The sequence below is a fragment of the Bordetella ansorpii genome (genome assembly GCF_900078315.1).
Classification (GTDB): domain Bacteria; phylum Pseudomonadota; class Gammaproteobacteria; order Burkholderiales; family Burkholderiaceae_B; genus Bordetella; species Bordetella ansorpii.
Genome location: NZ_FKBS01000029.1, coordinates 400,332 through 423,906, shown reverse-complemented (window position 1 = coordinate 423,906; position 23,575 = coordinate 400,332). Strand labels below are relative to the sequence as shown.

Here is a 23,575-nt window from a genome sequence, read left to right as displayed (position 1 = left end):
TACGACATGTCTGCCGCGGAATGCGTCGGATGTCTTACTGCAGTTCGATGTTGGCCTTGCGGATCACGTCCTTCCAGCGCCGCACTTCGCCTTGCTGGAACTTGGTGAATTCCTCCGGCGTATTGGCCACGACCTCGAAGCCCTGCGTCTGGAAGGTCTTGGCCACCTGCGGGTCGCGCAAGGTGGTGCGCAGTGCATCGGACAGTTTCTTCACTACGGGCGCGGGCGTGCCGGCGGGCACCGCGAAGCCTTGCCACGAATACACCACCATGTCTGCGATGCCTGCCTCGGCCAGCGTGGGCACGTTCGGCAGGTCGGGCACGCGCGCGTCGCCGGTCACGGCCAGCGCCTTCAGCTTGCCGGCCTTCACGTGGTTCAGCACCGCGCCCAGGTTCTGGAACGAGACGTTGACCTGGCCGCCGATCAGGTCGGCGATGGCGGCGCCGCCGCCCTTGTAGGGCACGTCCACGCCGGTGGTGTGCGTGCGCTGGCGGAACAGCACGGCCGACAGGTGGTCGGACGAGCCCGTGCCGGACGAGGCGTACGACACCTGGTCGGGGTGTTTCTTGGCGTAGGCCACCAGTTCGGCCACCGTGCTGGCGGGGAACGAGGGGGGCGCCACCAGCAGATTGGGATTGCGCACCGCCTGGGTCAGGTAGATGAAGTCCTTGCTCGGGTTGTACGACAGGCTCTTGTACAGCGCTTCATTGATGGCGAAGGTGCCGATCGAACCCACCATCATGGTGTAGCCGTCGGGCGTGGCGCGCGACAGCGCCTGCGCCCCGATGGCGCTGTTGGCGCCGGGCTTGTTCTCGACCACGAAGGTCTGGCCCAGCAGCTTCGACAGGCCGGGCGTGACGGAACGGCCGGTAATGTCGGACGAGCCGCCGGGGACGAAAGGCACGATCATCGTGACGGGTTTATCGGGATACTGCTGGGCGTGGGCGGCCGCGCCCAGCAGGGAGCAGGCCACGGCGATGACGCAGGTCAGTCTGTACACGGTGTCTCCTGGTGCGCGTGTGTCGTTATGGCGGCCGCCGCCGGCCGCGCGTCGCGGCGGCGTCCGTGTGGCCGCGCCGTCGGCGCGGCCATCAGGCTCGGTCAGTCGACCTTGGCGCCCGACTGGCGCACCACCTGCGCCCACTTCCCGGTTTCCTTCGCCATGAAGGTCTTGAATTCGGCGGGCGTGATGCCGGACGGCTCCGCGCCCTGGGCGCGCAATTGCTGTTTCACGCTGTCCTGTTGCAGCGCGCGGGCCACGTCGCGCTGGATCTTGTCGACGATGGCCGGCGGCGTGCCGGCGGGCGCCAGCAGGCCGAACCAGCTGGAGGCCTCGTAGCCTTTCACGCCGGCCTCGGCCATCGTGGGCACGTCCGGCAGGGCGGCCGAGCGCGCGGTGGTGGTCACCGCCAGCGGACGCAGCTTGCCCGCCTTCAGGAAGCCCATGGACGAGGGCAGGTTGTCGAAGATCAGGTCGGCCGAACCCGCCATCACGTCGGTCAGCGCGGGGCTGCTGCCCTTGTAGGGCACGTGGGTCATTTTGGTGCCCGTCATGGCCTGGAACAGTTCTCCCGACAGGTGCGTCGAGGTGCCGTTGCCGGTGGACGCCATGTTGACCTTGCCGGGGTTGGCCTTCAGGTAGGCGATCAGGTCGGCCACGCTGCGGATGCCATGCTTGTCCGCGAAGGCCGGATTCAGCTCCAGGATGTTGGGCACGGGGATGACCAGCGTGACGGGCGCGAAATCCTTGACCGGGTCGTAGGGCAGTTGCGAATACACCGACGGGTTGATGGCGTGCGTGCTGACGGTGCCCATCAGCAGGGTGTAGCCGTCCGCCTTGGCGCGGGCCGCCTCGGCGGTGCCGACGTTGCCGCCCGCGCCCGCCTTGTTGTCGACGACGACGGCCTTGCCCCAGGCCTTGCCCAGCTCGGCCGCGACCACCCGCGCGGCGATGTCGGCGGTACCGCCAGCGGGGAAGGGCACGAGCAGGCGGACATCGCGTTCCGGGTAGCCGCGGGCATCCTGGGCGTGTGCGGGAAGCGTCAGGCAGGCGCCGGCGACGAAAGCGGCGCAGGCCGCGCGCAGGCGTGGAGGTACGACAAGCATGGGAAGTCTCCTGGGTGTGCGCGTCACCGCGCATCTGTCGTGGGAACTGCTGGCCGCCCAGGGATTCTAGCCCTGCCGCGACCGGGGTGCTTATGCTTGCTTGTCAGACAATATAGGTATAGAGTTTTTACTTGTCAATCAAGTTGGCGCCTCATCGTATGAGTCGCCAAGCAAGCCCCACGCCGACTCGAGCCCCAGGAGACAGCTTTCCCATGAAAACCACCCCGGTCACCACCGCCGACCTGCAGCGCTCCGTCATCGCCGTGCCGCCGCTGGCGCGCCATGCCGATCTGTCGCTGAACGAAGCCGCCAACCGCGCGCTGCTGCGCCACCTGGAAGACGGCGGCGTGCGCAACGTGATGTACGGCGGCAATGCCAACTTCTACAACGTGGGCGTCAGCGAGTACGCCCGCATCGTGGATTTCCTGGCCGAAGCCGCGGGTCCGGACACCTGGGTGCTGCCCTCGGCCGGACCGGACTACGGCAAGCTGATGGACCAGGCCGCCATTCTGCGTTCGCGCGACTTTCCCACCGCGATGCTGCTGCCCATGTCGTTCCCGTACACCGACGCGGGCCTGGCCGACGGTGTGCGCCGCGTCAGCGACGCGCTGGGCAAGCCGGCCGTGGTCTACATCAAGAACGTCGATTACCTGGCACCCGCCACCGTGGCGCGCCTGATCGAGGAGGGCCGCATCGCCGCGCTGAAGTACGCCGCCGTGCGCCCCGACCCCACCGACGATCCCTATCTCGCCGCGTTGCGCGAGGCGGTGGATGCGAAGTGGATCGTCAGCGGCATCGGCGAGCGTCCCGCCATCGAGCATTGCCGCGCGTTCGGCCTGAAGACGTTCACCTCGGGCTCGGTGTGCATCGCCCCGCGCGGCTCGATGCGCCTGTTGCGCCTGCTGGGCGAGGGCCGCTACGACGAGGCCGAAAAGGTGCGCCAGCGCTATCTGCCGCTGGAAGATTGCCGCGATGGCATCAGCCCCATCCGCGTGCTGCACGATGCCGTCACGCTGTCCGGCGTGGCCGACATGGGGCCGATGCTGCCGCTGCTGACGGGGCTGGACCCCGCCGAGCGCGAGCAGGTGGCGCCGGTGGCGCGCGCGTTGCTGCAGTGGGACCGGACGGTGGACTGATCCCACGGGCGTGTCGCTTGGATTTCCTGGTCCGCAGTGTTCGCCGCGGGCCTTTCAACAGATCGGCGCGATGATGCCGGCGCATGGACGAGGAGACGGGTATGCAGGATGCAGATCGGATGGCCGGCGATGCGCTGGCGGGCGACGTGCGCGGCGGCCAGCGTAGTGGCGAACCCCGCCGCGCGGACCGCGGCATGAGCGCGGGCAGGCGCGCATGGCTTCGCACGGCCGGGGCTGCGGGAGCGGCCGCCCTGCTGCCCGGCGCGGCGCGCGCCTGGCAGCCTGCCGAGCGCTATCCGGATCCGGCCATCGTGTCGCTGGATCCGGCTTTCGACAAATACCGCCTGTTCAATGCCGGCGTCGAGCGCCTGGCCACGGGCATGCGCTGGTGCGAAGGGCCGGTGTGGGTCGGTGATGGCCGCTATCTGCTGTGGAGCGACGTGGCCGACGACCGCATCATGAAGTGGGAGGAGGAGACCGGCGCGGTCAGCATCTTCCGCAAGCCGTCGAACCATTCCAACGGCAATACGCGCGACCGCCAGGGGCGCCTGCTGACCTGCGAGCATCTCACGCGCCGCGTCACGCGCACCGAGCACGACGGCACGATCGGCGTGGTGCTGGACCGCTACGAAGGCAAGCGCCTGAACTCCCCCAACGACATCGTCTGCCGTTCGGATGGCTCCATCTGGTTCAGCGATCCGCCGTTCGGCATCGGCGGCAACTACGAAGGGCGGCCGGCGGCGTCCGAGCTGCCGCATTCGGTGTACCGCGTCGACGGCAAGACGGGCGAGGCCACCGCCATCATCACCGATCTGAAGGGCCCCAACGGCCTGTGCTTCTCGCCCGACGAAAGCAAGCTGTACGTGATCGAGGGCCGCGCCACGCCCAACCGCCTGATCCATGTGTACGACGTGCAGGAGGGCGGCACGAAGCTGGCCAACAAGCGCCTGTTCCTGGAGGCCGTCGACGCCACCATCGACGGCATGCGCTGCGACGTGGACGGCAACCTGTGGTGCGGCTGGGGCATGGGCGAGGGCAAGGACGGCGTGATGGCCGTGTCGCCGCAGGGCAAGCTGCTGGGCCACATCAAGCTGCCCGAGCGCTGCGCCAACCTCTGCTTCGGCGGTACGCAACGCAATCGCCTGTTCATGGCGGCCAGCCGCTCGATCTATGCGGTGTATGTCAATACGCAGGGTGTGGCGGGCGGCTGATAAGCGATACCATAGGCGATCCGTGTCGCCGCTCCCCGCGAAACGAGCCGGGGGCGGCGCACCAGCCAGCCGCGCGCAGCAAAGGAGTCCAGTTGTCACCCAGGAAAGCGCAGACCGCGACGCCGTCCCCGGAGCCCGGGCGCGACGGGGCCCTGCCATCGCTCGAACGTGGCCAACGGGTGCGCCTGGCGGACCAGCTCTATGGCCAGATCTTCGACCAGATCGTGGCCGGCCGCCTGAACGTCGGCGACAAGCTGCCTTCCGAGCACGAGATCTGCGAGAGGTACGGCGTGTCGCGGCCTGTCGTGCGCGAGGCGCTGCTGCGCCTGCGCGCCGACGGCCTGGTCATGGCGCATCAGGGGCTGGGCACGTTCGTCAGCCATCAACCGGCGCCGCGCCTGAAGACCTTCGATGGGGTGCAGAACGTGGCGGCCTATCTGCGCGCGCAGGAAGTGCGGCTGGCGCTGGAGGCCGACGCCGCCCGCCTGGCCGCGCTACGCCGCACCGACGGCCAACTGCGCCGCATCGAGCAGGCGCACGCGGCATTCGTGCAGGCCTTGCAGAATGGCGAGGTGTCGCCGGCCGCCGACCTGGCGTTTCACGCCTGCATTGCCGAAGCCAGCGGCAACGATTATTTCCTGGGCGTGCTGGAAAGCATCCACGAATCCATCAACGGCTTCATGCGCCTGACGCTGAGCCTGACGCGCACCGGCTCGCGCCAGCGCGCGCAGCGCGTGGCCGATGAACACGAGGCCATCCTGATCGCCATCCGCGAGCAGGATTCCGAACGCGCCCGGATCACCATGCAGTTCCATCTGGGCCAGGCGCTGCACCGCCTGGTGGACCGGGAGCGCGACGGCTAGCAGGGTTTCAATCACCTGCGATGCGCGGCATCCGCATGCCGTGCATCGCGGACACACGCAAAGAACCGCGGGCGACGACCCGCACGGGAGACGAGACGGTGGCAGGCGATTCGGCTGGGACGGTGCAGGCGCAGATCGGGCAGGTGCGCGAACAGATACTTCTGGTGCTGCGGGCGTGGGGCATGCCCGAAGACCTGGCGGACAGCGCCGCCGGCCTGATGGCCGAAACCGACCTGCTGGGCGTGGATTCGCACGGCATCTCGATGCTGCCTTCGTACGAGAACAAGCTGCGCGCCGGCACGCTGCGCATCGATGCGCGTCCCCGGGTCGCCCGCGACGGTACGGCCAGCGCGCTGCTGGACGGCGGCGCCGGGCTGGGCCATCCCGTGTCGGCGCAGGGCATGGCGCTGGCCATCGACAAGGCGCTGGCGCACGGCGTGGGCGCCGTGGCCGTGCGCAATTCCCATCACTTCGGCGCCGCGGGCGTGTACGCGCGGCTGGCCGTGCAGCGTGGACTGGTGGGCCTGGTGACCAGCAGCGCCACCACGCTGATCATGGTGCCGACGCACGGCGCGATGCCGGTGCTGGGCACCAATCCCATCGCCTTCGGCGCGCCGGCGCACCGCAACGACGCGCTGGTGCTGGACATGGCCACCACCACGGTGGCCGCCAACAAAGTCAAGGTCTACGACTACCACGGCAAGACGTTGCCGGCCGGCTGGGCGGTGGATGGCGCGGGCGGCGTCATCACCGAGGCGGCCGAGGCCATGCGCTACATCTTCAAGCATGCCGAAGGCGGCCTGACGCCGCTGGGCGGCACGGCCGCCATGAGCAGCCACAAGGGCTATGGCCTGGCGCTGATGGCGCAGGTCCTGGGCGGCACGCTGGGCGGCAGCGCCCTGGCCGCCAGGCATGCCACGCGCCGCGGTCCCGGCGACCCCGACGACATCGGCCATTTCTTTCTGGCGCTGGATCCCGCCGCGTTTCGCGAGGCAGGCAGCTTCGGGCAGGACATGGACGAACTGATCGACACCATGCATGCCGTGCCGCCCGCGGACCCCGCGCAGCCCGTGCTGGTGCCGGGCGATCCCGAGATGGCCGAGCGCGCGCGCCGCCTGCGGGAAGGCGTGCCGATCGCGCAGGCGCTGGCGTCCGTGCTCGAGCCGCTGTGCGACCGGTGCGGCGTGCCGTACGTGCTGCCGCGGTGACGATGATCCATGCCGTTCGGGCGGCGTGCGCGTCTCGCGGGGCCGCCGATCCCTTTCTTTCCGATTCCGTCTTGGCGCGGCGCCGTTGTCCGGCGCAGTCCCGAGTGCTTATTTCACCTTGAGGCCAGCCCTTTCATGACATCCCCCATTCCCAATCGTTTTCGCCAACGCATTCTGGCTCGCGAACGCCAGATCGGGCTCTGGATGAGCCTGACCAGCCACATCACGGCCGAAGTCGCCAGCCTGGCCAACTTCGACTGGATGCTGTTCGACGGAGAACACTCGCCCAACGACATTCCGCTGTTCGTGCAGCAGTTGCAGGCGGTGCAGGGCAGTGCCAGCGCCGCCGTGGGGCGGCCGTCATGGAACGATCCCGTCGAGATCAAGCGCATGCTGGATATCGGTTTCTACAACCTGCTGATTCCGTTCGTGGAGTCGGAGGACGACGCGCGCCGCGCCGTGGCGGCCACGCGTTATCCGCCGGCCGGCATCCGCGGCGTGGCGGGCCTGCAGCGCAGCAACCGCTATGGCACGGTGCCCGATTACCTGCGTGACGTGAACGACAACATCTGCGTGCTGGTACAGATCGAAAGCCGTGCCGGCGTCGACGCCGTTGACCAGATCGCCGCGGTGGAGGGCGTGGATGGCGTGTTCATCGGCCCCTCGGACCTGGCGGCCGCGCTGGGCCACCTGGGCAATCCGGGACACCCGGAAGTGCAGGACGCCATCAAGCACCTGCATGCGCGCATCACCGCGCAGGGCAAGGCCGTCGGCATCCTGGCGCCGGTGGCGGCCGATGCGCGGCGCTACCTGGACATGGGCATGCACTTCGTGTCCGTGGGCACGGACCTGACCCTCTTCAAGCAGGCGGTGTTCAACCTGCGCGAGGCGTTTCCCGGTTGAGGATGACGGCATGGGCCGGTGATGCGCCGGCCCAACGCAAAAAGGATGCCCGATGGGCATCCTTTTCTATTTGCCGTGATTCACAGGCAGCCTGGAAGCAGGCTTGGCGATGAAGCCGAATGGCGCCTTGGCGCCAAGCGCGCACCGAGGTGCGCGCCACGCGGCCCGGCAAGCCGGACCGCTGCCGGTATCAGGCCAGCGCCTTGACGGCGGCCGACAGGCGGCTCTTGTGGCGAGCGGCCTTGTTCTTGTGGATGATGTTCTTGTCAGCCACGCGGTCGATGATGCTGGTGGCTTTTTGCAGCGTTTCAGCGGCGGCAGCCTTGTCGCCAGTGGCGATCGACTGGCGAACGCGCTTGATGGCGGTGCGCAGCATGGAGCGCAGGCTGGAGTTGTGCTTGTTGCGATCAACCGATTGACGGGCGCGCTTGCGTGCTTGGGCGGTATTGGCCATAAGGAATAGGACTCTTACTTGATGACTAGGTTCGGGTCTGGCTGGGGGCTTTACCTTCGGCTCTGAGTTTTTGTTCCTGGGTTTCAGGAATTACTTATCTCGTATCCGGACCTGTCTGTCGACCGGAGCCGCCGGGAATGGCAGGGGTATGAATGCATACCCGCGCACAGTGCCAGCCTGTGAATTCGGCAAAGTCCAAGATTGTATCAGCTTTGCCTGCGATTGCAAGGGAAACAGCTTTGTGGTGGAGAGGCGGCGTGGCGCGTTTGCCGCATCCCCGATTCGGCCTGGGATCTTGCCCGGGCAGGCCGCCGATCAGGTGCTCAGCACGTTGATGGAGACGAACCAGGGCGTCATGCGCGAGACCTGGATGGGCATGCTGCTTTCCAGGGCGCGCAGGGCGGCATCGGAGTCGTCCAGCGGATAGGTGCCGCGCACCGGCAGGCCGCCCGCCGCCATCGATACGCGCAGCGTGCCCTGGCGATAGGGACGCAGGGCCGCCACGATCTCGGCCAGAGGCCGGTCGTGCGCTTCGATCCAGCCATGTTCCCAGGCCGCGTCTGGCACCAGGTCGGAGCGGGGCACGCCGATGCGGGCGTTGTCGAAACGGGTGCCCGTGCCCGAGGGCACCAGCATGCGCGATCCGGCCATGGTCTCGACTTCGACGTCGTGCTCGTGCACCACGACCAGTGTGCGGCGCGCCTGCTGGCGGACCATGTAGCGCGTGCCCAGCGAACGGACCACGCCTTCGGCGGTGCGCACCAGGAACGGGCGGGTGGGGTCGGCCTGCACGTCCACCGAGATGGCGCCTTCGAGCAGGTGCAGCATGCGGTAGGTGGAGGTGTATTCGAGGTCGACCCGGCTGCGGGCGTCCAGCAGCAGTTGGCTGCCGTCCGACAGCATGTAACGGCGGCGTTCGCCGGTTTGCGTGGCGGCGTCGGACGTCAGCCCATTGAGCGGATAGTAGGCATTGCCCACGTAGGCGGCGCCGATGGCGCAGGCACCCAGGGCGAGTGCGCCACCCACGAAATGACGCCGGCCCAGCGAAACCGAAACGCTTGCCGCGGCGGCGGTGGGCAACGAGGAAATGCCGGACGTGTCGACGATGTCGCCTTCGTAGCCGGCGGGGTAATTGTCGCCCAGGCGGCCCAGCATGGAACTGTTCAGGGTGCCGGTGAGCTGCTGCCAGGCGTTCTCGTGTAGCGGGTTGCCGTCACGCCAGGCCAGGAAGTTGGCGTAGTCCTTCGGGGTGGCCCGGCCCGAGCGCAGCAGTATGAGCCAAGTCACGACCTGGTCGGACAAGGGGGGCTGGGGGCTGGCGCTGAATTCGGGTTTCACGCTTGAGCCTGGAGGGACCTGGGTTGCGAGCAACACAATTGCCTAATCGTGAAAATCCGTCTGCTTTCTTTGCAGAAGGTGAGTAAATACGTAACTTTACGAAAATTTACCTTAAAGCAACGGCAATTGTCGACCCCGGAAGCCGGGATTTGGCTCCCAATTGGAAGAAATAACGAGATTTTTTTTGTTTCACGATGACTCCAGTACCGCAATTCGCTGGACTACGCCAAGCCTCGATACAGCAGGTTTATCAATCACTTAGGCGAGTTCAACATATGCCGGTGCTTTCCGAAACTTGACCCGACTTCCCCTCGCGTGGCTCCCATGCGGCTCTTGGAAACCGGGCTTTCCGAGGAGTCATCATGGCGAAGATCAAGCTCACCAAGTCCGCAGTCGATGCGGCACACCCCCAAGACAAGGCCATCGAACTGCGGGATACCGTGGTGCCCGGCTTCCTGTGCAAGATCACCCCGGCGGGCCGCAAGGTGTTCATGCTCCAGTACCGCACGAATGCCGGCGAGCGCCGCAAGCCCGCCCTGGGCCAGTACGGGGAACTGACGGTCGATCAGGCGCGCACGATGGCGCAGGAGTGGCTGGCCGAGGTGCGCAAGGGTGGCGACCCCAGCGCGGCCAAGAATGCCGCCCGCAAGGCACCGACCATGAAGGAGTTTTGCCACACCTTCATGGAGGACTATTCCAAGCAGCGCAACAAGCCCAGCACGCAGCGCGGCTATCAGGGCGTGATTGACCGCTGCATCATCCCGATCATGGGCCGGATGAAGGTGCAGGACGTGAAGCGTCCGGATGTGGCCGCGCTGATGAAGAAGCTGGCCTACAAGCAAGCCGAGGCGAATCGCACCTTCGGCGTGCTACGCAAGATGTTCAACCTGGCCGAAGTCTGGGGATTGCGCCCGGACGGCACCAACCCGTGCCGCCACGTCCCGATGTACCCGCCCGGCAAGGAAACCCGGCTCATTGTGGACGACGAGTTGGTGCGGATCTTCCGCCACCTGGAGCATCTGGAAGCCGAGGGACTGGAGAACTATGTCATCCCGCTGGCGATCCGTCTGCAATTCGAGTTTGCCGCACGCCGCTCCGAAATCTGCCCTCTGGAATGGGGCTGGGTTGATCTGGAAAACCGCCGCGTCGTTTGGCCCGACAGCAAGACCGGCGGAATCTCCAAGCCCATGAGCGAGGAAGCCTATCGGCTGCTGTCCACAGCGCCGCGCCGGGAAGGTTGCCCCTACGTTCTGCCGTCGCCGAATGACCCGACCCGGCACATAACCCACGGTGAGCACTACGGCGGCTGGACGCGCGTGCTCAAAGCCGCCGGCGTGCCGCACGTTGGTACGCACGGCATCCGCCACCGGGCGACGACCGACATCGCTAACTCGGGTGTGCCGACCAAGGTGGGCATGAAGCTCACAGGTCACAAGACGGTGGCGATGTTTATGCACTATGTTCATACCGAGGACAAGCCGGTGCGCGATGCGGCCGAACTGGTGGCGAATCGGCGACTGGCGATTACCGGGGCATCCCGTTCTATGGAGGCAACAGCATGACAAGGAAGACGCCCGTGGCAAAGAGGATACCTGCGGCCTTACCGGCCGGCTATGCCGGCGTCCACGGCGGCATCGTGGAGCTGCTGGACGCGGCGCGCCAGGCAGCGGCGCGCAGTGTCAATGCGCTGATGACGGCCAGCTATTGGGAGATTGGCCGCAGGATCGTCGAAGCCGAGCAGAAAGGCAGGCGGCGGGCCGGTTACGGCGAGCAGTTGATGGCGCGGTTGTCCGGCGATCTGACGGAGCGATTTGGGCGTGGGTTCGGTGTCAATAACCTGGAGAGCATGCGGCGTTTCTTCCTTGTATATCCTCAGCCACAGAATTCCCAGACAGTGTCTGGGAAATTGGGAAATGAGTTGCCTGTCGAGAAATCCCAAACAGTGTCTCGGAAATTCGACCTCTCCGAACTGGCCCAGGCCTTCGCCTTGCCGTGGTCAGCCTATGTCCGGCTGCTGTCGGTCAAAGATGACCATGCACGCCAGTTCTACGAGACCGAAGCACTGCGCGGTGGCTGGAGCGTGCGCCAGCTCGACCGACAGATCGGCAGCCAGTTCTACGAGCGCACGGCCCTATCCAAAGACAAGGCGGCGATGCTGGTCAAGGGTTCGGTGGCCAAGCCCGAGGATACCGTCACGCCCACTGACGCCATCAAAGACCCGTATGTGCTGGAGTTCCTTGACCTCAAGGACGAGTATTCGGAATCCGACCTGGAAGCGGCATTAATCCAGCGTCTGGAAGACTTCCTGCTGGAACTCGGGGAAGGCTTCACCTTCGTCGGGCGGCAACGTCGCTTGCGCATCGACCAGACCTGGTATCGGGTCGATCTGCTGTTCTTTCATCGCAAGCTGCGCTGCCTGGTCATCATCGACCTCAAGTTGGGCAGCCTGACCCATGCCGATGTGGGGCAGATGCACATGTACTGCAACTATGCCAAGGAGCATTGGGCTTACCCGGACGAGAATCCTCCGGTGGGGCTGATCCTGTGCGCGGACAAGGGTCATGCCCTGGCGCGGTATGCGTTGGACGGCTTGCCAACCAAGGTGATGGCGGCGAACTATCGGACGGTGCTGCCAGATGCTGAATTGCTGCAAAAAGAGCTGGAGAACACGCGGCGTCTGCTCGAATCTCGTGACACGCTGGTCTCCGAAAGACGCAGGACATAACAGGGTTTCACGGTGTGCAACCTGCGGGTTCCTTGATGTAAGGCTTACTTTTTCTTGGTGATTCGCTGGAACTGCACAGCACAGAGCTTCACAGACCTTGCCCCTACAACTTATGTCCGCGCAGGATTGGGCAGGCCGGCCACATGGGATTGACGATCAACGTGTGAGTGCGAGCACGCGTGATGCCCACACGCAGGACCTTGCGGCTTTTAGGATGCGGTGCCTCATCCCCTCGCCAAACGAAGGAAGACTGTACCCCTGCAGCCGTGCGCCGAGCTTCCCGGACAATCACAACACCATCGAACTGCTTCCCCTTAGCCTTGTGAAAGTTCATTACCTGGAGCCCAGCAGGGGCCTCGATTCCATCCAAGATTTGCTCTTGTGCGAGGGCTTGATCTAATGCTAATCGAGCGTTCGTGTAGGCACCGTCGCGCAGCCATTCATTGGCTAAGCCTGCTGAAATTCGATGTCCACGCCGGAAGGCGACTAGGAAATCAAGCTGGGAGGCCACACGCAGCAACTCATTTTGGCCAGTGGCTCGAAGAGCATACTTGACGGTAAGCCAGTCGGTGGCTGGGTCTCCGGTGAAGCCGTCGGCGTGAAGACCTGTAATTAGTCCCCGCAACGCTTTAACGATGTTGATGTTGAGGGTTTTGCCACTTCGAATTTTTCCGGCCTGCTCCAAGAGTTTACCCACGGCGGCCTTGGCTTGTCCGGTCGCCCGCCGCGCAGCGGCGATCAGTTCCATGCTGACTGCCACATCGAGTTCGAGCTGCGCAAGCTCTTTGGGCTCAAGCAGAAACGCCGCAAATCGTGCCGAAAGTAGGGCCTCAGCCTCGTCGAACAACAGCTTGTGGCGCACAGCCTTGCCTACATTTGGTTCGATTGCGTTAAGCGCGTTGGACATGCGCAGCGCACTTCTGTTATTTGACACTAAGATTGCGAGCGTTTGGGGGCGGCTATCGGACTCCGCGCGGATTTTCGACAACAACTGTGCTAAGGCGCGTCGTAGCACATGGTTCCAGTTCGGCGTTGGGTTTTCTGGCCGATAGGAAAAGGAAGAGATCCCTTTATAGGGCGCGCCGCGCGCCTGCCCGGCCAGAATGTCGTTGGCAAATATCAATATTTCAGAATCTGGGCTGCGATGGTTCTGAGTACCCAGATCAACTTCGAGTGGACGAAGTGCAGCACGAATCGCTGCGATCCGTTCTGGTCCAACGCCAGGTAGGTAATCGAAGATTTGTTGTTCGAGGTCGGCGAGGCAAACGATCTGCGCGTGTGGAGCAAGCATCTCAATGCATTGCCACGCGAATTGCCCGGTGTCCTGGGCCTCGTCAACGATGATGATGGGATGCCGCCGCGCGAGCGACGAAAGCAAGTGGCTGCTGGTGGCTAGTAGGCGGGTCGCGTTCGGAGCGAACAGGTCGAACGCGATGCGGCCCTCTTCGCGGAACAGCCGCTCGCGCTCAATCAGCCATTTATCCCATTCGTCATCCTCGTCGTCGATGCCCTCGCTCAGAGCCTTCTCATCCTGTGGCAGCAAAATCGACAGTTTGCGCGGAGCACCGAGCAGGTACGCGTGCGCCTTGAGGATGTCCCAGAAGAAGGAGTGGAAGGTTTGAATCGAAAGTTGCTCTTGCTCGGCCGCTGTAGCTTCTAGCTTGCCCGCGTCGAGGATGCGAGCCACTGCAGCGCGTGAGAAGCTCAGGAAGAGAGCGGACTGCCCAGGCGTCATTCCCTGTTGAATACGCTTGACCGCCTTTCGCAATGCAATGGTCGTCTTGCCGCTGCCAGGGCCACCTGTCACCAGTGCGTGCCCTTCGCAAGCAAGGATACTGTCGCGAAGCAGACAAGGCTCGTTCATGATCAGGCGAACAGATCGGGGTTTTCGCCTTCACCCTCGTCGATGGGCGGAGGTGGCGGGAACAGAGCGAACACAGACGCGAGGAATTGTGTGACGGTAGCCGGCAACTCGTTGAATTCGCACTCTTCGAGAAGGCGGGCCGACCAGCCCGCACCTTTGTTTCCGCCGAGAGCCTCCTTGGCGATAGCCTTGATAGCGTCGTCAGATGGGCGCGCGTCGGGAATGGCGATATTGCCATGTTCGCCATTTGCTTTGAGGCTTGAGAGAAACGACCAATGCCGATCCACCGACACTTCAGCCACCAGGAGATCTTCAAAGCCCTTGTAGGCGTGCTCGACGTTAATCTCGAAATTTTCCGCGAGAGCCTGAGCCTGCTCGGGCTTGCGCTTCTTCTTGTGGTCGAGATCGTAGAAAGCAAAGGTGCGCAGCCCAAGCGTGTTGAAGAACTTACCAAACTTGGGCATGTTCGATTCGCCGTCTGCGTCGAAGAAAGCCACGCCGGCGATATCCAGGGGCTGCAAGTTAGGGTCGTTTTCTTCCATGCGGCGCGCAACTATGGGCATCGCATGCAGTTCGGTGACGCCCTCGACGACAATTGCTGCTCGTCCTAGCATGCATTCGGACAACCCCGAGCGAGAGAAGCGCTTGTAGTCGTTGTCTTTGAGTCCCGTTGCGTCGGAGACCTTACGGGAGCTGACAATACCGCCGTCACGCGAGAGAAGCAGTGTTTTCGACGGCTCGAATTTCTCGATCACAAAGGGCGAGTGGGAGGTTACAAAGGCCTGGGTGGTCTTCGTCAGCAGATATTGGGCGATTCGGCGCTGGGTGTGCGGAGGGACTGCGATCTCGGGCTCCTCCATGGCGAAGATAACAGTGTCAGGTTTGAGATCCGCGATGAACGATAGCAGAGCGAGCACGAGCGTGTTGACAGTACCGGTGCCCGCATGGGGAAAGGGGACGGGGCCTTGGTCGGCGGAGATGGACAGGAAGAACGACATCGTCTTGCGAAGATGCTCGCGCGTGAGCTCCGAGACGTGCAGCTTCGTCGCGTTGCTGGGCGAATCTAGCGCAATGTAGCGGGCAAGCCGCTTTTCGACCGAACGCAAGACAGGAGCGATCTCGGCGGCGTCAGCTTCAATGTCGAGACCGCGCAATCGTTCGATGGTCTTTTCCCACAGAGTCGTGCGAACGCCTTTGGTGCGTAGAATGATGTCCAGAAGCGAACCGCGCTCAAGGCTCAGTGCTCGCGATCCCGTGCGTAAAGCTCGCAGGTAGAGAAACCCGAACTGCCGCTTGATTGGCTTGGATACGGGCGTCAGTGTGCCTTCAGGCGCGTCGGGACTGTGGGAAAAGAAAGTCCTAGCTTCGAATTCGTCTTCCGCGAGATCGTATTTACCAATGGTTTCCAGGCGAAGACAAGGAACCACATATGGTGGGTTTGCAGCCTGAACTTCGCCCTCGCCCAAAAGACGTTGTTCTTCCAAGTGCCAGAATTCTGTGTTGCCACCGCACTTGGCGTCGATTTCAGCACTCAGCTCGATCAGGATGACTTCTACGCGCAATGGAATTTCTTCAGGCTCGGCACCCTCTTGCGCAGGCGAGGCAAGATACTGGGCGTTGTAAAAGTCAAACTCGTCAATTGGCGGGAATCGGTTCAGTCGATCTGGCCCCAAGACAAGATCTAGCGCGTCGCAAATGGTGCTCTTGCCGACGTTGTTAGAGCCGACCATGAGCGTGTGTCCATCGAAAAGCAGTTCCGCAGACTTGATGCCCCGAAAATTCGAAATGCCTAGACGAACTACTTTCATTTTCTATTTCCGTTTCGGTTATGGGCAATTCCCAGGACTAAACGCAGAGCTCTTCAAGCCGAATCTTCTATAAATCGTTATATAAACCGTTCCAATCATCCGAGCTTGGACGAAACCAAGTGTTGATGCAAATAGATAATAAGCGAAATACATGCTTGCGTCTCTGCTTCGCGGACCTCGCTCCTCCAGGTTCGCTGTTCGCTCATCCCTGACGGGACTGGCTATCGCCAGCCTTTCACATCCCTGACGCCTCCGGCCTGGATTTTGATCCGGGCCTGCGCGTGCTGCGCACTTGCCAACGGCGGGTGTGTGGCTGAGTGGGGTGTAGGCGGTCTTGCTGTTCCCTTCACCGTATCACGGCGTTCTCGCCGTCAATGACTGCGCGTGCTCGCACGCTTGCGGCCTGTCGGCCGTCTTCGATCCCTGACTGCTTGCGCTGCGCCGTGCTGGCCACGGTTCCGGGCAATTCCGCCCGAGCAACCGGAGCACGATCATGTCGCAACTGTCCTTTTCCTCGTTCGATGACGCTTTGCTGGTGCGTGACGCCCAGGGGCGCTACTCTCCGGCATCGGTGGATCAAATTCTTGAAGCGGCACGCCAGGCCATCGAGCTGAAGATGCAGCGTGGTGCTGAGTTCACTTCCCCCGCGCTGGTCAAGGAGTACCTGCGCAACAAGCTGGCAGGCTTGGAGCATGAAGTCTTTGCTGTGCTGTTTCTGGATACGCGCCATCGGCTGATCGAGTACCGAGAGATGTTTCACGGCACCATCGACAGTGCATCGGTGTATCCGCGTGAAGTGGTCAAGGAAGCTCTGCGGCTCAATGCGGCGGCGGTCATCCTCTCACACAACCATCCGAGCGGGAATCCTGAGCCGTCGCAGGCCGACAAGGCGCTGACGCAGCGACTCAAGGAAGCGCTGGGGCTGGTAGAGGTACGCACGTTGGATCATATGATCGTGGCGGGTGTAGGCACGGTGTCGTTCGCCGAGCGAGGGCTAATCTAATTCTCGGGGCTTCGGCCCCTTTCTCCGGCCTCAAATACCTCGTTGGAAGAATTGCCCTGATTATCATCAAGAATGCGCGTATCTTGTACGGCTTTGTCGTCTTCTGAATTTGATTCTTGCCCTGTAGAAGGTGCCACTTCCAAATTTATGTCCTCCCTCTGGGCTGGGCTAACTTTGAAAGCTGACTCTTCAATATCAGAACTAGATAATGATTGCGACTCCCTGTTTTTATCATTGGCACCAACAGGTTCTGCTGAGTAGAAAAAAGGGGTAATAATAAAAAGAGCAATAAAAATGAATGAAGCAGCAATCATTCCCTTAATGGTGGACTTCGCTGTTTTCTTATATAGCCGAATGGCATCAAGAACCGGATGTAATGCCAGCTCTCGATAGTCCGAGCGAGTTAGTGCTATGTGAATGTTTTTATGCCAACGCCTCATGTTGCGCAGCTCATTTACCAGTGATTTAGAGCTGACATGGTGCTGAAGAACAATGCTCGCCCATGTGATCGCCAAAACGACGCAGCAGAAAATTATCCCAGCAACTGCCCAGGTGTTTTTCTGAGAGGTCAGCAATGTAAGGCGGACACCTAGCCCCGTTGCTAATGCAGCCAGGCCAATCACAAAACCTGCAGAAAGTTTATGAATGCGCTCTACGATGCGCGAAACATCTTCTCCAACCGCCTTCCTGAGGTCGGCCATAGCTTTTACCGTTTCTGCTGACTTTGATCTCACATAGGCACGATGATCAAGCCGAGCCCCATCAAGGGCTTCTTGCAGAGATTCAGGCAATACGGTCAGCCACTCCGGGACTCCATTGGAGTCAGAGTCTCTGACAATCGCAGAAAGACGTCGCACAAGAACTTCGTGCCGGGCTTCCGTATCCTGCTTTACGAGTATCCAATCGGCAGCTTGGCATATTTTCGTATAAGCGTTGCTATCCTGGCACTTTTCTCCGAGCGAGAAAGTGCGCTTTCTGGCGCCATTGATAGATACTTTAGTTGTATCTTCTTTCCAGACATCTGAAACTAGTAGTGTTGCCAGATTTCTAGTTGCCAGAGTCTTCCATATATTCCACGGCTCACCACTGCCGTCATGACCTACTAGCATCCAACGATAGGGGTCTGCCGGAACAGTGTTGCCAGTCAAGTCTCGCACTACACCTTTTCTAGGGTCGATTGCATCTGAATCAGGCTCCAAGCACGGCAAGCCAGGCAAAGGCTCACCATCCCAAGGCAGGACAGAAAATCCTTTGGTTTTGAACCCATCAAAAGCATTTAGCACCAATAGCTCACTAGTCAATGTCAGTGCCTTGTCTTCCAAGGCTGCTGAAAACCCTGCTAATGATGCAAAGAAAATCCTGCCTCCTACTGGCTTCTTGATTACAAGGGTGACATCCTCATTCGCAATGGCATCTGTGGAGATCTCGGAAAATTCGCCATCACGGATGGAAATCGACCAAGCCTCAGATTTCTTTCCTGAGAAATCTTCGTAGGCCCGCTTGAAATCGTCTGATTTTTCAGGTGAGACATGCCCGGAAATGTCGATTTGCCCGATGGTTTCTCGGATGTTGGCTTGCCCCCCTAAAGAATCAATCAGGGATGCGAGGCATTTTTTCGAGTTCATCGTTCCGTTCCAAGCCGGTGGAGCGTATGGTTATTTCAACGCCTCCATTCCCCTCCGTTTTTATCTCTACGTTCTTGTTTTCTTCATGCCCAGCACTAAATAAGAGAGTAATCCCCTCATTTGTGACTACTCGTCGGTATTCGGCTGGTGGTGGGGTGGCTCCCTCAAACTTGAATGCTTCTGTGCTTATATTCTTGCTGGTGAGTTTGCTCTTGAAGGTTTTTAGGATCGCGGCCTCGGGAGCCACTCCTTGCAATACGGCGCCAAGAAATTCCTCTGGTTTTTCAAAGTCAAAACCTTCCAGCCTTGACATGGCTGCTCGTACAAACCGCTTTGGAGCTTTAGCAACTTCGGGGGGGACCTCGCTCTTGTGTGCCTTGATGGACTCGACTGCCGCATCTTCGAGACGCTTGGTCAGTTCGACAGGTTCAAGGGCTCGGCGTATATCTAGGAAATTTGCAAAGTGTTGAGTAGCATCGCGGTAGCGACCGGACGAATGGTCAATTACAACGATTGATGATTGAAAGTCACCTTCCAATTTAGAGCTGTTATTTCCTTGGAATCGTATGACTGCAGATTTCTGCATAGCCTTCCGATCTTTCGTAAATGTTTCCACAAGCGTCTGCAAATCAGGAACAGGGTTTCCGTCTGCATCCAAAATCGGATCGCCCTTGTCGTCCTTGATGTAGGAGTAAGATACAACTTGCTGGTGCTCATATTTTATGACGGCAACAAGTCGGTTATCACCTTCCGTTTTTAAGGAGAAAAGCATCAATACGCCGGGCGCAAGTCGCTTATCTTGTTTGACTTTCTCTTTGAATCTATCCGCTAGGTCGTGCGAAACTTTAACAAATTCATCTTTCGCGCCCTGGCTTGGCAAGGCTCGATAAAGAAGGCCCGGAATTCCTGCGCCAGGGAGAAATTCATACGCGGCTCCGCGAAGAGTTTCTTTAACTCGCTCAACGAAAAAATCCACACATTGTGGTGGTTTAACTTCTGCTAAGAAAACGGGGGACTCCGACGCTGGATCGACAACGTGGAAGATCATTCTCTCAATGGTGAGGCTTTCTGCCTCTTTTTCGCTAAGAATGCTCATCAACACCCCGTTTTCATATTGGACTTATTTAAATAATGTGTGAGCTATATTTTTCCTCACATTATTTTGGCGTTGGGAATATTTTCCTTTAAGGCAAGCCAAGTGATTGTTTGGCGCCAACCCACCCCAAGTATGTAATTTATCAGAAATTCATAACATTTGGAGACATCCTTGCGTCTCCGCTTCGCGGACCGCGCTGCTCCAGGTTCGCTGTTCGCTCATCCCTGACGGGACTGGCATTCGCCAGCCTTCCACATCCCTGACGCCTACGGCCCGGCTTCCAGCTTCGGGCCTGCGCGCTTCGCTTGCGTGCGGTTTGCACATCGCGGCGGCCGTTGCCATGTCCAGCCGTCTCTCCTGACTCCATCACCTTGCTCGCGACTGTAGCCCGTGGCCGCGTGCCATCAAGGCGCGTCAGGCCGTGTCCTCGGCTGCGCCTGCGGGCCGCTCCTACCTGCCGCTTTCCTCCTTGACGGCCCACGTCCGTGGGCTCCTGACCGTCGCGGGCGATGAACTCAGGAAAGACGGTGGCAACAGGGCCAACCGGGTTCCTCGTGCCAACCGCACCGAACAGCCGAAAGGCTGGGCTCCGAATCTAGGAATCCGGTGTGCGGTTTGAACAGCAAACCCTTTTCGTCAGGAGAAAGGCCATGCAACTCGCATCCCGTTTCGCTTCCCGTTCCCCGGTACTGCGCAGCGATTCCCCGCTGTCCGATGACCAGATTCACCGCGTGGCCCCGTCCATCTTTGCGGAAGCGCCCCACGAAAGCCGTTCCCAGCGTTACGCCTATATCCCCACCGCCACGGTGCTGACCGAACTGCGCAAGGAAGGGTTTCAGCCTTTCATGGTGACGCAGACCCGCACCCGCCACGAAGACCGGCGCGACTACACCAAGCACATGATCCGGCTGCGCCATGCCAGCCAGATCAACGCCCGAGGCGAAGCCAACGAAATCATCCTGCTGAACTCGCACGACGGCACCAGCAGTTACCAGATGCTGGCCGGCATGTTCCGTTTCGTGTGCAGCAATGGCCTTGTTTGCGGCGACACCGTGGCCGATGTGCGCGTGCCGCATAAAGGCGACGTGGCCGGACAAGTGATCGAAGGTGCCTATCAGGTACTGCACGGCTTCGACCGTGCGCTGGAATCCCGCGAATCCATGCAGGCCATCACGCTAGACGAAGGTGAGGCCGAAGTGTTCGCCCGCGCCGCGCTGTCGCTCAAGTACGACGACCCGGACAAGCCCGCACCCATCACTGAATCGCAAATCCTGATGCCGCGCAGGTTCGACGACCGCCGCCCGGACTTGTGGAGCGTGTTCAACCGCACCCAAGAGAACCTGACCAAAGGCGGTTTGCATGGGCGTAGCGCCAACGGACGCCGTCAGCAGACCCGCCCGGTGCAGGGCATTGATTCCGATATTCGCCTCAATCGCGCCCTGTGGCTGCTGGCCGATGGCCTGCGCCAGTTGAAAGCCTGATTTCCCTGCGCGGCAGGGGCAGGCAGCAACCCTTGCCGCGTCATTCGCTGCTGCATTCCATCATCGCAAGGAGTTTTCACCATGAACGCCATCAACCACACCGAAGCCCAAGCCATCCACGCCGCAACCAGCGCCCAGCCTGCCGTGCTGCTGGAAGCCGCCGACCCGAGCAAGAACCTGATTCTGGTGCCGCTGTCGCGGCTGGTGTCGCGCCCCACGGGTCGCAACGTGCGCAAGACCCCGCGTATGTCGATTCCTGAACTCGCCGCCAGCATCCAGCGTGTCGGCCTGCTACAAAACCTGATCGTGACCGCGACCGCTGACGGCGAGCGTTACGAAGTCGTGGCCGGAGGCCGTCGCCTTGCCGCACTCAAGCTGCTGGCGAAAAAGCGCCGCATCAGCAAGCAATGGGAGGTGCCTTGCCTGCTGGTGGCCGATGGCACCGCCCGCACGGCCAGCCTGACCGAGAACGTGCAGCGCGAAGCCATGCACCCCGCCGACCAGTTCGAGGCATTTGCCGCGCTGGTGGCCGAAGGCCGCCCCATCGAGGACATTGCCGCCGATTTCAGCGTCACGCCACTGGTGGTGCAGCGCCGCCTGAAACTCGCCAACGTGTCGCCGCGCCTGCTTGCCGACTACCGGGCCGAAGCCGTGAGTCTTGACCAGTTGATGGCCCTTGCCATCACTGACGACCACGCCGCGCAGGAAGCCGCGTTCTACGATGCGCCGACATGGCAGCGCAGCCCGCACAATCTACGTGACCGCCTGACCGAGCGCGAGATTGATGCCCACCGGCATCCGCTGGTGCGCTTCGTCGGGCTGGATGCTTACGAGGCTGCAGGCGGTGGCACCCGCCGCGATCTGTTCGCGGAAGCCGATAGCGGCGTGTATCTGACCGATGCCACGCTGCTGGAACGGCTGGCGCAAGACAAGCTTGCAGGCATCGCCACCGAGGTGCAGGCTGAAGGCTGGGCATGGGTGGATGCCACCCCCGGCATGAACCATGCCGACCTGCAAGCCTTCCAGCGCGCCCCGAGACAGCGCCGCAGCCCGAACAAGCGCGAAGCCCAACGCATCGAGAAGTTGCAAACCAAAATGCAGGCGCTGGCCGAGGCCGTGGATGCCGCCCTGGACGCCGAGGACGAAGAAAAGGCCGATGCCTTGCAGGAAGAAGGCGAACGCCTGGGCGAGCAGTTGCAGGCGCTGGAAGATGGCTTGCAGGACTACGGGGAAGCCGTCAAAGCTGCCGCCGGTGCCATCGTCACCATCGACCGCAACGGCGAGGCCGTGATTCATCGCGGGCTGCTGCGCGAAGCCGAGGCCAAGGCACTGCGCACGCTTGAACGGCTGCGGCAGGGTTTCGGCAGCGAGGGCGAAGCCGGGAACGACGGTACCGGCGAGGAAACCGACGACGCCCCCAAGCCCGCCGCCATGTCCGACCGGCTGGCGCAACGCTTGAGCGCCCACCGTACCGCCGCGCTGCAAATCGAAGTGGCCCGGCATCCGCAGGTGGCGCTGGCCGCACTGGTGCATGGCATGGTGCAGACTGTCTTGCAAGGCAGCCACTACAGCCACGATCTGCCGCTGGGCGTGAGCCTGAAAGTGCAAGATCGACTCGAAGGCATGGCCCCGGAGTGGCCGGAATCGCCCGCCGCCGTGGCACTGCGCGAACTGCAACAGGTAGCGGGTGAAGCTTTGCCGGAGGACAGCGCCGAACTGTTCGCCGCGTTGCTGGCGAAGTCGCAGGATGAACTGGTGCGGCTGCTGGCCGTATGTGTGGCATCCACGGTCGATGTGGTGACGCCCCGTGCCACGCAGCACCAGCCGGGTGCCGAACTGGCGCAGGCCGTGGCGCTGGACATGGCGGCATGGTGGCAACCGACCGCAGACGGCTATTTCCAGCATGTGCCGAAGGCCGCGATTCTGAACGCCGTGGGCGACTTCGCACCGTCGCACGTCACCCGTCTGGCGAAGTTGAAGAAAGGCGACATTGCCAGCGAGGCCGAACGGCTGGCCGATGGAACTGGCTGGATGCCTGCCATCTTTGTCGCCGAAGCCACGCAGCAGGCTGCGCAGGAGGAAGCCGAAGCGCCGGAGGAAGTCGCCGCCGTGGCGGATGAGCAGCCGCAGGCCGAGGCACTGGCCGCGTGACCTTGCACCGCAGATAGCGCCCCGGTTCCGGCCGGGGCGCTTCATGCCGAGGATTCCCCCATGAGCCACGACACCACGAACCGCCCGTGCATGGCCGCGACTTACGCCCCCGGCACGATACGCGCCCGCCGCTGGCATGGCGATAGCGACGTGCGCGGCTACCGTCCGCCTCGCGGCTGGGCAGCCCGTGCCGACCTGACCGACCTACACCCCATCACGGGCCGCGCCTTGCCGCGTGCCATGTGGTGGATCATCGAAACCAAAGAATAGGAAGCCCCCGCGCCCAAGCCGTTCCGTCTTGGGCGCGGGAAATGCAAAAACTCCGCGCGCGGCAGTGGCCGCACCCGGTTTCAAGGCTCAAAGCCAAAACGCCCCTTTGCCGCCTTCGGTCAGGCGGCAAAGGGGCCGCGCACAAGTCGCCTTGTGCGCAAAAGCCATTGAAGCCATGCAAGTGCAGCGGCGCACGCGCCGCCGACATTCCGACAGCACCTCGCCGCAATGGGCGGCGCTTGTGGGGCTACGCCCCGGCTTGCTGCGGCAGGTTGCACGAAAGCGTGCCGTGCTCGACGCTGGCGGTTCGTTGCCTGTACGTCACGAAGGACG

19 protein-coding genes are annotated in these 23,575 nt (G+C 62.1%); 11 read left to right on the top strand and 8 right to left on the bottom strand.

Going from position 1 to position 23,575, the window contains the following annotated elements:
* Positions 1–34: 34 nt before the first annotated feature.
* Both A7W11_RS23630 and A7W11_RS23625 read right to left on the bottom strand, forming a co-directional pair.
* A complete protein-coding gene (locus tag A7W11_RS23630) occupies positions 35–1,000 on the bottom strand; it encodes a Bug family tripartite tricarboxylate transporter substrate binding protein (protein ID WP_066420028.1) in 966 nt (321 codons plus the stop codon).
* 101 nt (positions 1,001–1,101) lie between these two features.
* On the bottom strand, positions 1,102–2,106 hold the full coding sequence (locus A7W11_RS23625) for a Bug family tripartite tricarboxylate transporter substrate binding protein (protein WP_066420026.1): 1,005 nt from the start codon (positions 2,104–2,106) through the stop codon (positions 1,102–1,104).
* Positions 2,107–2,318: 212 nt separating this feature from the next.
* On the opposite strand from A7W11_RS23625, the gene A7W11_RS23620 reads away from it, so the two are divergent.
* The 5 genes from A7W11_RS23620 (at position 2,319) to garL (ending at position 7,427) form a co-directional block, all read left to right on the top strand.
* Positions 2,319–3,242 (top strand): dihydrodipicolinate synthase family protein, encoded by a 924-nt coding sequence (locus A7W11_RS23620; protein WP_066420025.1) that lies wholly within the window; start codon positions 2,319–2,321, stop codon positions 3,240–3,242.
* A 194-nt stretch (positions 3,243–3,436) separates the two neighbouring features.
* Positions 3,437–4,453: an SMP-30/gluconolactonase/LRE family protein gene (locus A7W11_RS23615; protein WP_082887524.1), complete on the top strand. Its 1,017-nt coding sequence runs from the start codon at positions 3,437–3,439 to the stop codon at positions 4,451–4,453.
* 152 nt (positions 4,454–4,605) lie between these two features.
* On the top strand, positions 4,606–5,316 hold the full coding sequence (locus A7W11_RS23610; RefSeq protein ID WP_235816987.1) for a FadR/GntR family transcriptional regulator: 711 nt from the start codon (positions 4,606–4,608) through the stop codon (positions 5,314–5,316).
* 98 nt (positions 5,317–5,414) lie between these two features.
* Positions 5,415–6,524 carry an Ldh family oxidoreductase gene (locus A7W11_RS23605; RefSeq protein ID WP_066421671.1) on the top strand — a complete coding sequence of 370 codons (1,110 nt, stop codon included), beginning with the start codon at positions 5,415–5,417 and terminating at the stop codon, positions 6,522–6,524.
* Positions 6,525–6,659: 135 nt separating this feature from the next.
* Positions 6,660–7,427, top strand: coding sequence for a 2-dehydro-3-deoxyglucarate aldolase (gene garL, locus A7W11_RS23600; RefSeq protein ID WP_066420019.1), 768 nt, complete (start codon positions 6,660–6,662; stop codon positions 7,425–7,427).
* Positions 7,428–7,617: 190 nt separating this feature from the next.
* Here garL and rpsT read toward each other — a convergent pair whose 3' ends face one another.
* Both rpsT and A7W11_RS23590 read right to left on the bottom strand, forming a co-directional pair.
* Positions 7,618–7,881: a 30S ribosomal protein S20 gene (gene rpsT, locus A7W11_RS23595; RefSeq protein WP_066133630.1), complete on the bottom strand. Its 264-nt coding sequence runs from the start codon at positions 7,879–7,881 to the stop codon at positions 7,618–7,620.
* A gap of 315 nt (positions 7,882–8,196) precedes the next feature.
* Complete coding sequence (locus tag A7W11_RS23590; protein ID WP_235816956.1) at positions 8,197–9,219, bottom strand: FecR domain-containing protein; 1,023 nt, start codon at positions 9,217–9,219, stop codon at positions 8,197–8,199.
* 362 nt (positions 9,220–9,581) lie between these two features.
* On the opposite strand from A7W11_RS23590, the gene A7W11_RS23585 reads away from it, so the two are divergent.
* Positions 9,582–10,781 carry a tyrosine-type recombinase/integrase gene (locus A7W11_RS23585; protein WP_066420017.1) on the top strand — a complete coding sequence of 400 codons (1,200 nt, stop codon included), beginning with the start codon at positions 9,582–9,584 and terminating at the stop codon, positions 10,779–10,781.
* The gene (locus A7W11_RS23580; protein WP_066420016.1) at positions 10,778–11,944 is read left to right on the top strand and encodes a PDDEXK nuclease domain-containing protein; all 1,167 of its coding nucleotides are present in this window, start codon (positions 10,778–10,780) and stop codon (positions 11,942–11,944) included. Before A7W11_RS23585 ends, A7W11_RS23580 begins: the two co-directional genes overlap by 4 nt.
* A 103-nt stretch (positions 11,945–12,047) precedes the next feature.
* On the opposite strand, the gene A7W11_RS23575 is transcribed toward A7W11_RS23580, so the two are convergent.
* Both A7W11_RS23575 and A7W11_RS23570 read right to left on the bottom strand, forming a co-directional pair.
* Complete coding sequence (locus A7W11_RS23575) at positions 12,048–13,808, bottom strand: UvrD-helicase domain-containing protein (RefSeq protein WP_066420015.1); 1,761 nt, start codon at positions 13,806–13,808, stop codon at positions 12,048–12,050.
* Positions 13,809–13,810: 2 nt separating this feature from the next.
* A complete protein-coding gene (locus A7W11_RS23570) occupies positions 13,811–15,616 on the bottom strand; it encodes an ATP-dependent nuclease (RefSeq protein WP_066420014.1) in 1,806 nt (601 codons plus the stop codon).
* 493 nt (positions 15,617–16,109) lie between these two features.
* On the opposite strand from A7W11_RS23570, the gene radC reads away from it, so the two are divergent.
* Entirely contained in the window at positions 16,110–16,619 is a 510-nt protein-coding gene (gene radC, locus A7W11_RS23565; protein ID WP_066420013.1) for a RadC family protein, read from the top strand.
* On the opposite strand, the gene A7W11_RS27705 is transcribed toward radC, so the two are convergent.
* Positions 16,616–18,244, bottom strand: a complete 1,629-nt coding sequence (locus tag A7W11_RS27705) for a hypothetical protein (protein WP_082887453.1) — start codon at positions 18,242–18,244, stop codon at positions 16,616–16,618. The genes radC and A7W11_RS27705 overlap by 4 nt on opposite strands.
* Positions 18,210–19,340 (bottom strand): nucleoid-associated protein, encoded by a 1,131-nt coding sequence (locus A7W11_RS27700; protein WP_082887522.1) that lies wholly within the window; start codon positions 19,338–19,340, stop codon positions 18,210–18,212. Before A7W11_RS27700 ends, A7W11_RS27705 begins: the two co-directional genes overlap by 35 nt.
* A gap of 650 nt (positions 19,341–19,990) precedes the next feature.
* Between A7W11_RS27700 and A7W11_RS23555 the strand changes: the two genes are divergently transcribed.
* The 3 genes from A7W11_RS23555 to A7W11_RS23545 all read left to right on the top strand — a co-directional run bounded on the left by A7W11_RS23555 (position 19,991) and on the right by A7W11_RS23545 (position 23,242).
* The gene (locus tag A7W11_RS23555; protein ID WP_066420008.1) at positions 19,991–20,821 is read left to right on the top strand and encodes a DUF932 domain-containing protein; all 831 of its coding nucleotides are present in this window, start codon (positions 19,991–19,993) and stop codon (positions 20,819–20,821) included.
* 81 nt (positions 20,822–20,902) lie between these two features.
* A complete protein-coding gene (locus A7W11_RS23550; protein WP_066420004.1) occupies positions 20,903–22,972 on the top strand; it encodes a ParB/RepB/Spo0J family partition protein in 2,070 nt (689 codons plus the stop codon).
* Positions 22,973–23,032: 60 nt separating this feature from the next.
* Positions 23,033–23,242, top strand: a complete 210-nt coding sequence (locus tag A7W11_RS23545) for a hypothetical protein (RefSeq protein WP_066420002.1) — start codon at positions 23,033–23,035, stop codon at positions 23,240–23,242.
* Positions 23,243–23,575: the final 333 nt, after the last annotated feature.

Coding starts and splice junctions, on each gene's coding strand:
- rpsT (WP_066133630.1), bottom strand. CDS start 7,881: ATGGCCAATACCGCCCAAGCACGCAAGCGCGCCCGTCAATCGGTTGAT.
- A7W11_RS23615 (WP_082887524.1), top strand. CDS start 3,437: ATGAGCGCGGGCAGGCGCGCATGGCTTCGCACGGCCGGGGCTGCGGGA.
- A7W11_RS23570 (WP_066420014.1), bottom strand. CDS start 15,616: ATGAAAGTAGTTCGTCTAGGCATTTCGAATTTTCGGGGCATCAAGTCT.
- A7W11_RS23580 (WP_066420016.1), top strand. CDS start 10,778: ATGACAAGGAAGACGCCCGTGGCAAAGAGGATACCTGCGGCCTTACCG.
- A7W11_RS27705 (WP_082887453.1), bottom strand. CDS start 18,244: ATGAACTCGAAAAAATGCCTCGCATCCCTGATTGATTCTTTAGGGGGG.
- A7W11_RS23555 (WP_066420008.1), top strand. CDS start 19,991: ATGCAACTCGCATCCCGTTTCGCTTCCCGTTCCCCGGTACTGCGCAGC.
- A7W11_RS23625 (WP_066420026.1), bottom strand. CDS start 2,106: ATGCTTGTCGTACCTCCACGCCTGCGCGCGGCCTGCGCCGCTTTCGTC.
- A7W11_RS23575 (WP_066420015.1), bottom strand. CDS start 13,808: ATGAACGAGCCTTGTCTGCTTCGCGACAGTATCCTTGCTTGCGAAGGG.
- A7W11_RS23620 (WP_066420025.1), top strand. CDS start 2,319: ATGAAAACCACCCCGGTCACCACCGCCGACCTGCAGCGCTCCGTCATC.
- A7W11_RS23550 (WP_066420004.1), top strand. CDS start 20,903: ATGAACGCCATCAACCACACCGAAGCCCAAGCCATCCACGCCGCAACC.
- garL (WP_066420019.1), top strand. CDS start 6,660: ATGACATCCCCCATTCCCAATCGTTTTCGCCAACGCATTCTGGCTCGC.
- A7W11_RS23545 (WP_066420002.1), top strand. CDS start 23,033: ATGAGCCACGACACCACGAACCGCCCGTGCATGGCCGCGACTTACGCC.
- A7W11_RS23585 (WP_066420017.1), top strand. CDS start 9,582: ATGGCGAAGATCAAGCTCACCAAGTCCGCAGTCGATGCGGCACACCCC.
- A7W11_RS27700 (WP_082887522.1), bottom strand. CDS start 19,340: ATGAGCATTCTTAGCGAAAAAGAGGCAGAAAGCCTCACCATTGAGAGA.
- radC (WP_066420013.1), top strand. CDS start 16,110: ATGTCGCAACTGTCCTTTTCCTCGTTCGATGACGCTTTGCTGGTGCGT.